This window comes from Klebsiella sp. HMSC25G12, assembly GCF_001807705.1.
Taxonomy (GTDB): domain Bacteria; phylum Pseudomonadota; class Gammaproteobacteria; order Enterobacterales; family Enterobacteriaceae; genus Klebsiella; species Klebsiella variicola.
Map to the genome: position 1 here is coordinate 157,660 of NZ_KV789927.1, position 13,597 is coordinate 171,256.

Here is a 13,597-nt window from a genome sequence, read left to right on the forward strand (position 1 = left end):
TCGACAACAGAACACCCATTTTTAACGTTGCTTACGTTTTGTTTAGCTACCGGAGAGCTTTGCGCCAGCCCTACGGCGCAGGTTAATCTGCACGACCACGAGCCAGCCACAGTACCCGCGAGAACATTTTCTTTAACAGCGTCGGCACCGCGTCCACCCCGCGTCGGCCGGCCTCCATCGCCACCTCAATCGCCAGGTCGGGCTTGGATGAACGATGGATGGCCTTAGTGATCACCCGCCGCATATTCATAGGGACATTATCCGGGATCTGCGCCACCCGGTGATAAACGTCATCAAATCCCTGGCGATACATAAAGTGCTCCATATCCATCGCGGGCAGGCTCGTCAAATGGTCACGCTCCAGCTCGCGATCGTTATTCAGCAGGCCGAGCACGGTGGCGGCATATTTTTTCCCCGCCTCATCGCCATCCACCAGCACGTGCCACTGGATCCCCATCCGGCGGGCAAATTTGATCAGTGGTTTAAGGCCTGACTGGGCGAACTCGATCACCTTCACGCCCTCGGCATCAAAATGATGGCCACACTGGCGGGCCAGTTCGTTGATAACCCAGGTCTCCGTCTCCCCTTCCACCAGCAGCCAACAGCGGGCGAAGAGCGATGAGGCGCGATTGAAGCGAATATGGAAGGCGATACGCCGGCTGTCTTCGGCATTCATTCCGCCGGGTCCCAGCCGCCATGCCGACACCCTCGACGACTCACGAACCAGTCGACAGACCTGCTCCACCGGCGTCAGGGACAACAGCTCCCCGGAGTTGGTGGTGGTCACGCGCTGCAGCGGCAATAAATTCAGCAGGTGCCAGGCGACAGAGAGCATAATCGGATGCAAACGCGTCTCCGGATCTTCAATCAGCAACAGCGGCCGCGCGTCGCGATCGAGGCGCACCGTCCCTTTTGCCTGCAGGAGGGTGGAAAACAGCCCCAGCAGAATCACCCGATGGCTGCGCCCGCCGGGTTTATCGATCATCCGGTTGATAATATCCAGATAGCGCCAGCTGCGCTGCTCATCATGGGAGCGCCGCCGCATCAGACGATGCCGCGTCTGGGCGCTGCTTTGCTCGGCAAAGTAATGCTCCAGCAGCTGCACCATGGCCGACAACCCCTCGCGGATCTGACCGTCCGATAAATTTTGCGGATGGCTGACCAGCTCCCGGGAGAGAAAATCGAGCTGGCGGGCGGTGATCTCTATCTGCGGCGAATGCGGTACCGTCCCGTTATGGATGCGCCGCATAAAGCGCGCGTCGCGCAGGCGCAGCACCGGCATCAGACGCACCAGGTGTCTGGCCAGATCATCAATATCCTCAACCGCCAGCGCTTCGCCTTCACCATCGATAAAGCTCCGCAGGGTCATCACGCTGTCGTCATCGGCGAGCTCGCCTTCCAGACGATAGAACACCCGATGATAACCATCGTCACAAGGTACCCAGCAGCGCTGAAGCGGACGAAAACGCCGGACCCGATGGCGCCCCGGTTCGGTTTCACGGAAGGTCAGGATAATATGCAAATGGTGCTCGCGCCCCTGGATGTCGCCCGGGGGAAACCAGAAGTCATCGCGGACAAAGTGATAAAGATCGAACTCAGGGGACAAAAGCAGGGTCAGCGCATCAAGCAGACTGGACTTCCCCCACGCGTTCTCCCCGATCAGGACGTTATTTTGCTCCAGCATCAACGACAAACGATTGATACCGCGAAAACCGACGATTTCTACGCGCTCAAGAAGCATATCCCCTCCGCTAAACCACCACTCTCCTTCAGTAATCAACAGTATAGCGAGGGCGACGGCAAGATGACACTCTGCTTAATCGCATCCGTGGCTCATATTCAGCGGATTAAATATATTCATAAAATTACTCACTTATCGCCTATTACCGGCTGTTGATTATTCATCAAACAAAATAGTTTTATTTCAGGCGTTATGATCTACACTATTGATAATCTTCCACGGATAAAGGAAAGACTACACTGGCAAACGGAATCCCTTCACCTTGCCCTAAATCAAATAATATCAATATATTTAACTGGCTCTGGGATGGCGATTATCTCTAGAATAACGCCGCTTTATTTTTATCGTCATCCCTTATCACGATAAATAAAGACCGGCACGGTCCGCTCGTGCGCGTATACAATTTAATTGAGGTGGTTATGTTCAGAAAATTAGCAGCAGAATGCTTCGGCACTTTCTGGCTTGTATTTGGTGGCTGCGGTAGCGCCGTGCTTGCCGCAGCCTTCCCTGAGCTCGGTATTGGTTTTGCCGGCGTCGCGCTGGCATTTGGCTTAACGGTATTAACCATGGCATTTGCGGTCGGCCATATTTCCGGGGGGCATTTCAACCCGGCGGTGACCTTGGGCCTGTGGGCCGGCGGCCGTTTCCCGGCGAAAGAAGTCATTGGCTATATTATCGCTCAGGTGGTCGGCGGCATTATTGCCGCGGCGGTGCTTTACGTGGTGGCCAGCGGTAAAGCCGGCTTTGATGCCGCCGCCAGCGGATTTGCCTCCAATGGCTATGGCGAACACTCCCCGGGCGGCTTCTCCATGCTGTCGGCTATCGTCATTGAAATTGTCCTGACCTGTGGCTTCCTGCTGGTTATCCATGGCGCGACCGATAAACACGCACCGGCGGGCTTTGCGCCGATCGCTATCGGCCTGGCGCTGACCCTCATCCATTTGATCAGCATTCCGGTTACCAACACCTCGGTCAACCCGGCGCGCAGCACCGCGGTAGCGATTTTCCAGGGCGGCTGGGCGCTGCAGCAGCTGTGGCTGTTCTGGGTCATGCCGATCGTCGGCGGGATCCTCGGCGGCGTGCTGTATCGCACCCTGCTGGAAAAACGCGATTAATCCTTTGTAAAGCCCGGGTTTCCGGGCTTTTTCTTTCTGGTGGCAGCTTTACTCGGCCCGGTGATTTGGGTAGTGTCATGGGCGCTATTCTCATTATGCAAGGGCTGCATCGTTCATGTTATCGGGACTCTTCATCATTCTGTTGCCGCTGGTTGTCGGCTATCTGGTGCCACTTCGTCAACCCTCCGCGCTAAAACTGATTAACCGGATGCTCAGCTGGATTGTCTATGTCATCCTTTTCTTTATGGGGATCAGCCTGGCATTCCTCGACAATCTGGCAAGCAACCTGCTGGCCATATTGCATTACGCTGCAGTGAGCGTGGTCATCATTTTACTGTGTAATATTGCCGCCCTGTTGTGGCTGGAAAGTAAAATGCCATGGCGCAGTCAGCATCGGCAGGAGAAATTACCTTCGCGCCTGGCCATGGCCCTGGAATCGCTGCAGCTGTGCGGCGTGGTCGTGCTCGGTTTTCTGCTCGGCCTGACCGGCCTGTCTTTTTTACAGCACGCGACCGAAGCCAGCGAATATACGCTGATCTTTCTCCTGTTCCTCGTCGGTATTCAATTACGCAATAATGGAATGAGTCTGCGACAAATAGTCCTTAACCGTCGGGGAATGATCGTCGCCATGGTGGTTATGGCCAGTTCATTACTTGGCGGGATACTTAACGCCTTTATTCTCGGTCTGCCGTTAAAGACCGGTCTGGCGATGGCGAGCGGTTTCGGCTGGTATTCGCTCTCCGGTATTTTACTCACTGAATCCTTTGGCCCGGTGATCGGCAGCGCGGCGTTCTTTAACGATCTGTGTCGCGAGCTGCTGGCTATCATGTTAATTCCGGGCCTTGTTCGCCGCAGCCGCTCCACAGCGCTGGGGCTGTGCGGCGCCACTTCGATGGACTTCACCTTACCGGTACTCCAGCGTTCCGGCGGCGTCGAGATTGTTCCTGCCGCTATCGTGCACGGTTTTCTGCTTAGCCTGCTGGTCCCGATCCTGATCGCCTTTTTTACCGCCTGAATACCCGCTGGCGGCAGACTTACTGCCGCCAAATTTGCGCTAAATCAATCTCCCTTTAAGTTGTATCAGAAATGCCTTTTCACCTTGTGCCATGCGGCATAACCTTAAACATGTATATTAAATATAACTTTAAAGGTGTGACCATGTTTTGTGTGCAATGTGAACAAACCATTCGTACCCCAGCCGGAAACGGCTGCTCTTACGCGCAGGGGATGTGCGGTAAAACAGCGGAAACCTCCGATCTGCAGGATCTGCTGATTGCATCACTGCAAGGCCTGTCCGCCTGGGCGCTCAAGGCCCGCGAATATGGCATTATCGATCATGAGGTCGACAGCTTTGCCCCCCGCGCCTTCTTCTCCACCCTGACCAACGTCAACTTCGATTCTCCGCGTATCGTCGGCTACGCCCGCCAGGCGATTGCCCTGCGTGAAGCGCTGAAAGCGCAGTGCCAGAACCTCGACGCCAGCGCCGCGGTTGATAACCAGGTAGCCGATTTACACCTGGTCAGCGACGATCTGGGTGACCTGCAGCGTCAGGCGGCAGACTATGCCCCAAATAAAGATAAAGCCGCCATCGGCGAGAATATTCTCGGTCTGCGTCTGCTGTGCCTGTACGGCCTGAAAGGCGCGGCGGCCTATATGGAGCACGCCCACGTACTCGGCCAGTACGACAACGCGATTTATGCCCAGTACCATAAAATCATGGCATGGCTGGGAACCTGGCCGGCGGATATGAACGCGCTGCTGGAATGTTCGATGGAAATCGGCCAGATGAACTTCCAGGTGATGAGCATCCTTGACGCTGGTGAAACCACTAAATATGGCCACCCGACGCCGACTCAGGTGAACGTTAAAGCCACCGAAGGGAAGTGCATCCTGATCTCCGGCCATGATCTGAAAGATCTGTATAACCTGCTTGAGCAGACGGAAGGCACCGGCGTTAACGTCTATACCCACGGCGAAATGCTGCCGGCGCACGGCTATCCGGAGCTGCGTAAATTCAAACATCTGATCGGCAACTACGGCAGCGGCTGGCAAAACCAGCAAGTGGAATTCGCCCGCTTCCCGGGCCCTATCGTGATGACCTCGAACTGCATCATCGACCCCACCGTCGGCGCCTACGACGACCGCATCTGGACCCGCAGCATCGTCGGCTGGCCGGGCGTGAACCATCTGGAAGGTGAAGACTTCGCCCCGGTTATCACCCAGGCGCAGCAGATGGCGGGCTTCCCGTACAGCGAAATCCCGCATCTGATCACCGTCGGCTTTGGCCGTCAGACCCTGCTTGGCGCGGCGGATACGCTGATCGATCTGGTCAGCCGTGAAAAACTGCGCCATATCTTCCTCGTCGGCGGCTGCGACGGCGCCCGCGGGGAGCGTAACTACTTCACCGATTTCGCCACCAGCGTGCCGGATGACTGTCTGATCCTGACCCTGGCCTGCGGTAAATACCGCTTCAACAAGCTGGACTTCGGCGATATCGAAGGTCTGCCGCGTCTGGTCGACGCCGGGCAGTGCAACGATGCCTACTCGGCAATTATTCTCGCGGTTACGCTGGCGGAAAAACTGGGCTGCGGTGTTAACGACCTACCGCTGTCGCTGGTGCTCTCCTGGTTCGAACAGAAAGCGATCGTCATTCTGCTGACGCTGCTGTCGCTGGGGGTGAAAAACATCGTCACCGGCCCGACGGCGCCTGGCTTCTTCACCCCGGATCTGCTGGCGGTCCTCAATGAGAAGTTTGGTCTGCGGTCCGTGACCACCGTGGAACAAGATATGCAGCAGCTGCTGAGCGCTTAAGGAGTCCCTGATGACCATGCCAACCTCCCAGTGCCCGTGGCGGATGCAGGTTCACCACATTCACCAGGAAACCCCGGACGTGTGGACCCTTTCGCTGCTGTGCCACGATTACTATCCGTACCGCGCCGGCCAGTATGCCCTGGTCAGCGTGCGTCACTCGGCGGAAACGCTGCGCGCCTATACCCTTTCCTCCACGCCGGGGGTCAGCGAGTACATTACGCTGACCGTTCGCCGTATTGACGAGGGCGCGGGTTCGCAGTGGTTGACCCGCGAGGTCAAACGCGGCGATTACCTTTGGCTGTCCGATGCGATGGGCGAGTTTACCTGCGACGATAAAGCGGAAGATAAATTCCTGCTGCTGGCCGCCGGCTGCGGCGTAACGCCGATAATGTCGATGCGTCGCTGGCTGGCGAAGTATCGACCGCAGGCCGACGTGCAGGTGATCTATAGCGTGCGTTCGCCGGAGGATGTGATCTTTGCCGAGGAGTGGCGCCAGTATCCGGTCACCCTGGTGGCAGAGCACCATGCCACTCATGGCTTTGTCGCCGGCCGTCTGACCCGGGAGCTGCTGCAGAGCGTGCCGGATTTAGCCAGCCGCACCGTGATGACCTGCGGCCCGGCGCCTTATATGGAGAAGGTCGAGCAGGATGTTGCCGCCCTGGGCGTCACCCGCTTCTTTAAGGAGAAGTTCTTCACCCCGGTGGCGGAAGCCGCGACCAGTGGACTGAAATTTACCAAACTGCAGCCGGCGCGCGAGTTTTACGCGCCGGTGGGCACCACACTGCTTGATGCGCTAGAGAGCAATAAAGTGCCGGTGACCGTCGCCTGCCGCGCCGGCGTCTGCGGCTGCTGTAAAACCAAAGTGGTTTCCGGGAAGTACAGCGTCAACAGCACCATGACGTTAACCGACGCCGAAATCGCCGACGGCTATGTGCTGGCCTGCTCCTGCCATCCGCAGAGCGATCTGGTTCTCGCCTGAGGTCAAAATCCCCGGTGGCGCTACCGCTTACCGGGGCTACAGCGCTGTGCGATTGGGTAGCCCGGAGAAGGCGCAATGCGCCGCCTCCGGGAAAATCCCGGGCGACAATAAACGCTCAGGCGACATGAGATAAACATTTTCTCAGACTGAAAAAGTTGCAAACCGGCAACAGTATCGACTTTACGCCCCAGGACGAATGAGGCATTTTTACCGCCAGGCCGACTGACCAGCCAGCGAATAACGCCCTGCGCCGAGTAGCGCAATCGCCAGCGCGCCAACAAAGAAATAGACCAGGTTCTCGATCGCCCACGCCCCCACCGCATCAAGCGCAAACGTCTTGCCGAGACCGACCATCAGCCACGCCACCACCATGGTGAACGCCAGCACCAGCGCCGCCGGACGGGTCAGGACGCCGAGAATTAACAAGCAGGGAGCGACCACTTCCCCCACCAGCACACCGTAGGCGATAAACCCCGGCAACCCCTTCGCCACCAGCATGCCGCTGATCCCGCCCACGCCGTCCAGCAGCTTGTGCAGACCGTGAAACAGCATTAACCCGCCGACGGCGAGTCGTAACAAGAGTTTACCGGCGTCGTCATGCGACAGCGTTTTATTTACTGCGTTTAACATTCCCTTAACCATCTGATGTGCTTCCTGTTTTACACCCTGTGAGATCCCTGAGTATGCACAATTTTTCAGCAATAAAACCAGCAAAAAATAAGGGACAATCGGCAACGTAACCTGCAGTTTCATCTAAGCTTGAAGGCGTTATCACAAAAAGGAGATGGAGATCATGAAACAAACCGTGGCCGCATACATTGCCAAAACGCTGGAACAGGCCGGCGTGAAACGTATCTGGGGCGTCACCGGAGATTCCCTCAATGGATTGAGCGATAGTCTGAACCGCATGGGCACCATCGACTGGATGCCCACCCGGCACGAAGAGGTCGCTGCTTTCGCCGCCGGCGCCGAGGCGCAACTGACCGGCGAGCTGGCGGTCTGCGCCGGTTCCTGCGGACCGGGTAACCTGCATTTGATCAACGGTCTGTTTGACTGTCATCGTAACCATGTACCGGTATTGGCCATTGCCGCCCACATCCCCTCCAGCGAAATCGGCAGCGGCTATTTTCAGGAGACCCATCCTCAGGAACTGTTCCGCGAATGCAGCCACTACTGCGAGCTGGTCTCCACCCCCGAACAGATTCCGCAGGTGCTGGCCATCGCCATGCGTAAAGCGGTGATTAACCGCGGCGTCTCGGTAGTGGTGCTGCCCGGCGACGTGGCCCTGAAGGCCGCCCCGGAGAGCGCCAGCAGCCACTGGTATCATGCGCCGTTGCCGACGGTCACTCCGGCGGAAGAAGAACTGCGCAAGCTGGCGCAGCTTATTCGCTACTCCAGCAATATCGCGCTCATGTGCGGCAGCGGCTGCGCCGGCGCTCATCAGGAGCTGGTGGAGTTCGCGGCCAAAATTAAAGCCCCCATCGTCCACGCCCTGCGCGGCAAAGAGCACGTGGAGTACGACAATCCGTACGATGTCGGCATGACCGGGCTGATTGGTTTCTCCTCTGGCTTTCACACCATGATGAACGCCGACACCCTGATCCTGCTGGGCACCCAGTTCCCCTATCGCGCCTTCTATCCAACCGACGCCAAAATTATTCAGATCGACATCAACCCCGGTAGCATCGGCGCGCACAGTAAGGTCGATATGGCGCTGGTGGGCGATATTAAATCGACGCTAAAAGCGCTGCTGCCGCTGCTGGAAGAGAAAACCGATCGCCACTTCCTCGATAAGGCGCTGGAGCACTATCGCGACGCGCGAAAAGGGCTCGACGATCTGGCAAAATCCAGCGATAAGGCAATCCACCCGCAATATCTGGCACAGCAGATCAGCCATTTTGCCGATGAAGACGCCATTTTCACCTGCGATGTCGGTACCCCAACCGTCTGGGCGGCACGCTACCTCAAAATGAACGGCAAACGCCGCCTGCTGGGCTCGTTCAACCACGGCTCAATGGCCAACGCCATGCCGCAGGCCATTGGCGCCCAGGCTACTGCCCCGGAGCGGCAGGTGGTGGCCATGTGCGGCGACGGCGGGTTCAGCATGCTGATGGGCGATTTTCTGTCGCTGGCGCAGATGAAGCTGCCGGTGAAAATTGTCATCTTTAACAACAGCGTGCTGGGCTTCGTGGCGATGGAGATGAAGGCCGGGGGCTATCTCACCGACGGTACAGAGCTGCACGATACCAACTTCGCCCGCATCGCCGAGGCCTGCGGTATCAAAGGTATACGCGTTGAAAAAGCCTCCGAGGTGGATGAAGCGCTGCAGACCGCCTTCCGCACCGACGGTCCGGTGCTGGTCGACGTCGTCGTCGCCAAAGAGGAGCTGGCTATCCCGCCGCAGATCAAGCTGGAGCAGGCGAAAGGCTTTAGCCTGTATATGCTGCGGGCGATCATCAGCGGGCGCGGCGATGAGGTCATCGAACTGGCGAAAACCAACTGGCTCAGGTAAAACAGAAGCCATACGTTGAACCAGACCAAGGAAAAGCCGTGATCGATTTACGCAGTGATACCGTTACCCGTCCCGGGCGCGCCATGCTGGAGGCCATGATGGCCGCCCCGGTCGGGGACGATGTGTATGGCGACGACCCTACCGTCAATGAACTGCAGCGCTATGCCGCCGACCTCGCCGGCAAAGAGGCGGCGCTTTTTCTGCCCACCGGCACCCAGGCCAACCTCGTTGGCCTGCTCAGCCACTGCCAGCGCGGCGAAGAGTATATCGTCGGCCAGGGGGCGCATAACTATCTGTACGAAGCCGGCGGTGCGGCAGTACTCGGCAGTATTCAGCCACAGCCGATTGACGCCGCGGCGGATGGTTCGCTGCCGCTGGATAAAGTGGCGGCGAAAATCAAACCCGACGATATCCATTTTGCCCCGACTCGCCTGCTGAGCCTGGAAAACACCCACAACGGTAAGGTGCTGCCGCGCGACTATCTGCAGGAAGCCTGGGCGTTTACCCGCCAGCGCGACCTGGCGCTGCACGTCGACGGCGCGCGTATCTTTAACGCCGTAGTGGCCTACGGCTGCGAACTGCGTGATATCGCTCAGTACTGCGACTCCTTCACCATCTGCCTGTCAAAGGGGCTTGGCACCCCGGTAGGCTCGCTATTGCTGGGCAGCGAGGCATACATTCGCCGTGCTATCCGCTGGCGGAAAATGGTCGGCGGCGGCATGCGCCAGGCGGGCATACTGGCCGCTGCCGGGCTGTACGCGCTGAAAAATAACGTACAGCGCCTGCAGGAGGATCATGACAACGCCGCGTGGATGGCGGAGCAGCTTCGCGCCATCGGCGCCGACGTCACCCGCCATGATACCAACATGCTGTTTGTGCGCGTTGGCGAAGCGCAGGCCCCGGCGCTCGGCGAGTTTATGCAGGCGCGCGGCGTGTTGATTAACGCCTCGCCTGTTGTCCGTCTGGTCACTCACCTGGATGTCAACCGTCAGCAGCTGAGCGAGGTGGTCGCTCACTGGCAGGCTTTTTTACAGCGCTAAGGAGTCAGGCGTGTCGCAATCGGTTCTGGTGCTCGGCGCCAGCGGCTATATTGGCCAGCATTTGGTGCACGAGTTAAGCGCGCGGGGTTATCCAGTGCTGGCGGCGGCACGCCACATCGACCGACTGCAAAAGCTCGATTTGCCCGGCGTCACCTGCCGGTCAGTCGATCTTAATCAGCCGCAGGCTCTGCCTGCACTGCTCGCCGGCATCGATACCCTTTATTATCTGGTCCACGGCATGGGCGAAGGCGGCGATTTTATCGCCCATGAGCGCCGGGTAGCCACGCATGTGCGCGATGCTCTGCGTCAGTCGTCAGTGCGCCAGGTGATATTTCTCAGTTCGCTACAGGCCCCGGCGCAGGAGCAATCTGACCATCTGCGCGCCCGCCAGGTGACCGGTGAGGTCCTGCGTGAGTCGGGTGTGCCGGTGACCGAACTGCGGGCCGGGATTATCGTCGGCGCCGGCTCTGCCGCCTTCGAGGTGATGCGCGATATGGTTTATAACCTGCCAGTGCTCACTCCCCCGCGCTGGGTACGCTCGCGTACCACCCCTGTCGCCCTGGAAAATCTGCTCTTTGACCTGGTTGAGCTGCTGAATCATCCGTCCAACGCGCATCGCGTCTTCGAAGCCGCCGGTCCGGAGGTGTTAAGCTATCAGCAGCAGTTTATCCACTTTATGGCCGTCAGCGGTAAACATCGCCCGCTCATTCCCATTCCCCTGCCGACGCGCTGGATCTCAGTGTGGTTTCTTAACGTTATCACCTCGGTGCCGCCTACCATCGCCAGGGCGCTGATTCAGGGGCTGAAGCACGATCTGATCGCCGACGACCGGGCGCTGCGAGCGCTGATCCCGCAAACGCTGATCCCCTTCGATCAGGCGGTTCACCGCACGCTGAAAGAAGAAGAGCAGCTGGTAAACTCCAGCGACTGGGGCTACGACGCCCAGGCTTTCGCCCGCTGGCGACCGGAGTACGGCTACTTTCCGAAACAGGCTGGCTGCACCGTCACCACCCAGGCGAACCGCCAGGCCCTGTGGCAGGTCGTTAACCAAATCGGTGGTAAAGAGGGGTATTTTTTCGGCAATCTGCTGTGGAAAACCCGTGGTGCGATGGACCTGCTGGTCGGCCATCGGTTAGCCAAAGGACGGCCGCAGCGCGACTATCTGCAAACCGGCGATACGGTCGACAGCTGGAAGGTAATTATCGTGGAGGAAGAAAAACAGCTCACCCTGCTGTTCGGTATGAAAGCGCCGGGGCTGGGCCGGTTAAGCTTTACGATAAACGATAAAGGCGACCATCGCGAACTGGACGTGCGCGCCTGGTGGCACCCGCACGGTATGCCCGGACTGATCTACTGGCTGCTGATGATCCCGGCGCACCTGTTTATTTTCCGCGGTATGGCGCAACGCATCGCCCGGCTGGCCGAACAAATCTCAGGCAGAGACCAAGGATAAGCATTATTCTTTCATGATTCTCATTGCATAGTCGGGAGAATCACGGAAAAATGCGCACGAAATTCTTTTCTGGGACAGTAGAGTGATATGAAGGTACTGGTTACCGGTGCGACCAGCGGATTAGGCCGCAACGCAGTGGAATATCTGCGCAATAAGGGCATCAGCGTGAGAGCCACCGGGCGCAACGAAGCGATGGGTAAGCTTCTGAGCAAAATGGGGGCAGAATTCATCCCGGCCGATTTAACCGAGCTGGTCTCTTCGCAGGCTAAAGTGATGCTCGCCGATATCGATACCCTGTGGCACTGTTCGAGTTTTACCTCGCCCTGGGGCACCCAGCAGGCTTTCGATCTCGCTAACGTCCGCGCCACCCGCCGTCTGGGCGAATGGTCTGTGGCATGGGGGGTGCGCAATTTCGTCCATATCTCTTCGCCATCGCTCTATTTCGATTATCACCACCATCGCGATATCCAGGAAGATTTCCGCCCGCATCGCTTCGCCAACGAGTTTGCCCGCAGCAAGGCGGCCAGCGAGGAGGTGATCAACCTGCTGGCGCAGGCCAACCCGCACACCCGTTTTACCATTCTGCGTCCGCAGAGCTTGTTCGGGCCGCACGATAAAGTCTTTATTCCCCGGCTGGCGCAAATGATGCAGCATTATGGCAGCGTCCTGTTGCCGCGGGGCGGCAGCGCGCTGGTCGACATGACCTATTATGAAAACGCCGTGCATGCGATGTGGCTGGCGAGCCAGTCGGCCTGCGATCATCTTCCTTCCGCCCGCGCGTGGAATATCAGCAACGGCGAACCGCGCACCTTGCGAAGCATCGTGCAGAAACTGATCGACGAGCTGGGCATCAAGTGCCGGATCCGCTCAGTTCCCTACCCGATGCTGGATATTATTGCCCGCAGCATGGAACGTTTTGGCGATAAAACAGCCAAAGAGCCCGCCTTTACCCACTACGGCGTTTCCAAACTTAACTTTGATTTTACGCTCGATATCACCCGCGCGCAGGATGAACTGGGCTATCAGCCGGTGGTGACGCTTGACGATGGCATTGTGCGTACCGCCGCCTGGCTACGCGACCACGGCAAACTTCACCGCTAACCCTGGCCATATTTTTCTAACAGCGCCTCGGCTATCGCTTCAGTTTGCGCATCCGCTACGCCATCCCAGCGCTGCGGACGGAAGTGCATCTGGAAGGCGATAATCACCCGCTTCTTCTGCGCGGGGGTCATCTCCGGCGTCACCTGATAGCCGTAGCGCGCCAGTAAATCCAGCACCACCTCTGGGTCAACGGGATCGCTGGCCGGCCGTCCGTTCAGATAAAAGGCCACTCGCTGCTCGTCAGGCCAGGCGCCAATCCCCTGCTGCGCCAGCTGTTGCCAGGGAAACAGCGGCCCCGGATCGTCTTTACGCTGCGGCGCGATATCGGCATGGGCCACCACGTTCTGCGGTGCGATGTGGTAGCGGGTGATAATATCGCGCGCCAGCGGGATCAGGGCCGCTATCTGTTCCGGGTGGAAGGGGGTAAAGCTTTTGACGCCCGCCGTCTTCTGCCAGCCGCGGTTCTCCAGCTCAATGCCGATGGACGTATCATTGATACGCGTACTGCCGCGCCAGTAGCTCACCCCGGCGTGCCAGGCTAAATCCTCTTCCGGCACCAGCTGCCAGATCCGCGGTTTATGCTGATAACGCGGCGGCTGCTCGGGGATTAAATAGTGGGAGCTGACCTCTTTATCGGTCAACGTCGCCAGAGAAACATCAAAATTGTCTGCCGTATAGTGGATCACCAGCACTTTTATTCGCGGATAGGCCGCCTGCGCCGGATGGCGAGTGTCCAGCTGGTATCCATCGCGATCGATAATTCCCTTTTCCCCGGCACAGCCGGTTAACAGCAGCGCCAGCAGGGCGACCTGCGCAATCCGTTTCATCCCCTTTCCCTCGCCCGG

The 13,597-nt window shown here is 58.4% G+C and carries 11 protein-coding genes; 8 read left to right on the forward strand and 3 right to left on the reverse strand.

Annotated features, from left to right (window positions below; genetic code table 11):
- Positions 1 to 82: 82 nt before the first annotated feature.
- Complete coding sequence (locus HMPREF3096_RS27380; RefSeq protein ID WP_008805837.1) at positions 83 to 1,741, reverse strand: ATP-dependent endonuclease; 1,659 nt, start codon at positions 1,739 to 1,741, stop codon at positions 83 to 85.
- A gap of 419 nt (positions 1,742 to 2,160) precedes the next feature.
- Between HMPREF3096_RS27380 and aqpZ the strand changes: the two genes are divergently transcribed.
- From aqpZ to hcr, 4 genes are all read left to right on the forward strand, one after another.
- Positions 2,161 to 2,856, forward strand: coding sequence for an aquaporin Z (aqpZ, locus tag HMPREF3096_RS27385; protein WP_002896434.1), 696 nt, complete (start codon positions 2,161 to 2,163; stop codon positions 2,854 to 2,856).
- Positions 2,857 to 2,971: 115 nt separating this feature from the next.
- Positions 2,972 to 3,871, forward strand: coding sequence for a LysO family transporter (locus HMPREF3096_RS27390; protein WP_008805835.1), 900 nt, complete (start codon positions 2,972 to 2,974; stop codon positions 3,869 to 3,871).
- A 143-nt stretch (positions 3,872 to 4,014) separates the two neighbouring features.
- Positions 4,015 to 5,667, forward strand: a complete 1,653-nt coding sequence (gene hcp, locus HMPREF3096_RS27395; RefSeq protein ID WP_032730978.1) for a hydroxylamine reductase — start codon at positions 4,015 to 4,017, stop codon at positions 5,665 to 5,667.
- Between the two features lie 10 nt (positions 5,668 to 5,677).
- Positions 5,678 to 6,646, forward strand: a complete 969-nt coding sequence (gene hcr / locus HMPREF3096_RS27400; RefSeq protein ID WP_032729859.1) for an NADH oxidoreductase — start codon at positions 5,678 to 5,680, stop codon at positions 6,644 to 6,646.
- 207 nt (positions 6,647 to 6,853) lie between these two features.
- Here hcr and HMPREF3096_RS27405 read toward each other — a convergent pair whose 3' ends face one another.
- A complete protein-coding gene (locus tag HMPREF3096_RS27405) occupies positions 6,854 to 7,288 on the reverse strand; it encodes a DoxX family protein (RefSeq protein WP_016160554.1) in 435 nt (144 codons plus the stop codon).
- Between the two features lie 151 nt (positions 7,289 to 7,439).
- Here HMPREF3096_RS27405 and poxB point away from each other — a divergent pair, with 151 nt between their 5' ends.
- The 4 genes from poxB (at position 7,440) to HMPREF3096_RS27425 (ending at position 12,752) form a co-directional block, all read left to right on the forward strand.
- Positions 7,440 to 9,158 (forward strand): ubiquinone-dependent pyruvate dehydrogenase, encoded by a 1,719-nt coding sequence (gene poxB / locus HMPREF3096_RS27410; protein WP_070544671.1) that lies wholly within the window; start codon positions 7,440 to 7,442, stop codon positions 9,156 to 9,158.
- Between the two features lie 38 nt (positions 9,159 to 9,196).
- The gene (ltaE, locus tag HMPREF3096_RS27415; protein ID WP_023297312.1) at positions 9,197 to 10,198 is read left to right on the forward strand and encodes a low-specificity L-threonine aldolase; all 1,002 of its coding nucleotides are present in this window, start codon (positions 9,197 to 9,199) and stop codon (positions 10,196 to 10,198) included.
- A gap of 10 nt (positions 10,199 to 10,208) precedes the next feature.
- The gene (locus HMPREF3096_RS27420; RefSeq protein WP_032729857.1) at positions 10,209 to 11,651 is read left to right on the forward strand and encodes an SDR family oxidoreductase; all 1,443 of its coding nucleotides are present in this window, start codon (positions 10,209 to 10,211) and stop codon (positions 11,649 to 11,651) included.
- Positions 11,652 to 11,738: 87 nt separating this feature from the next.
- Entirely contained in the window at positions 11,739 to 12,752 is a 1,014-nt protein-coding gene (locus HMPREF3096_RS27425) for an NAD-dependent epimerase/dehydratase family protein (RefSeq protein ID WP_032729856.1), read from the forward strand.
- Here the strand turns inward: HMPREF3096_RS27425 and HMPREF3096_RS27430 are convergent.
- Complete coding sequence (locus tag HMPREF3096_RS27430) at positions 12,749 to 13,579, reverse strand: N-acetylmuramoyl-L-alanine amidase (RefSeq protein WP_008805827.1); 831 nt, start codon at positions 13,577 to 13,579, stop codon at positions 12,749 to 12,751. The genes HMPREF3096_RS27425 and HMPREF3096_RS27430 overlap by 4 nt on opposite strands.
- Positions 13,580 to 13,597: the final 18 nt, after the last annotated feature.

What these genes read in the sequence shown, in the direction of transcription:
- poxB (WP_070544671.1), top strand. Translation starts at nt 7,440, where the DNA reads ATGAAACAAACCGTGGCCGCATACATTGCCAAAACGCTGGAACAGGCC.
- hcr (WP_032729859.1), top strand. Translation starts at nt 5,678, where the DNA reads ATGACCATGCCAACCTCCCAGTGCCCGTGGCGGATGCAGGTTCACCAC.
- HMPREF3096_RS27405 (WP_016160554.1), bottom strand. Translation starts at nt 7,288, where the DNA reads ATGGTTAAGGGAATGTTAAACGCAGTAAATAAAACGCTGTCGCATGAC.
- HMPREF3096_RS27430 (WP_008805827.1), bottom strand. Translation starts at nt 13,579, where the DNA reads ATGAAACGGATTGCGCAGGTCGCCCTGCTGGCGCTGCTGTTAACCGGC.
- HMPREF3096_RS27425 (WP_032729856.1), top strand. Translation starts at nt 11,739, where the DNA reads ATGAAGGTACTGGTTACCGGTGCGACCAGCGGATTAGGCCGCAACGCA.
- HMPREF3096_RS27380 (WP_008805837.1), bottom strand. Translation starts at nt 1,741, where the DNA reads ATGCTTCTTGAGCGCGTAGAAATCGTCGGTTTTCGCGGTATCAATCGT.
- aqpZ (WP_002896434.1), top strand. Translation starts at nt 2,161, where the DNA reads ATGTTCAGAAAATTAGCAGCAGAATGCTTCGGCACTTTCTGGCTTGTA.
- hcp (WP_032730978.1), top strand. Translation starts at nt 4,015, where the DNA reads ATGTTTTGTGTGCAATGTGAACAAACCATTCGTACCCCAGCCGGAAAC.
- HMPREF3096_RS27390 (WP_008805835.1), top strand. Translation starts at nt 2,972, where the DNA reads ATGTTATCGGGACTCTTCATCATTCTGTTGCCGCTGGTTGTCGGCTAT.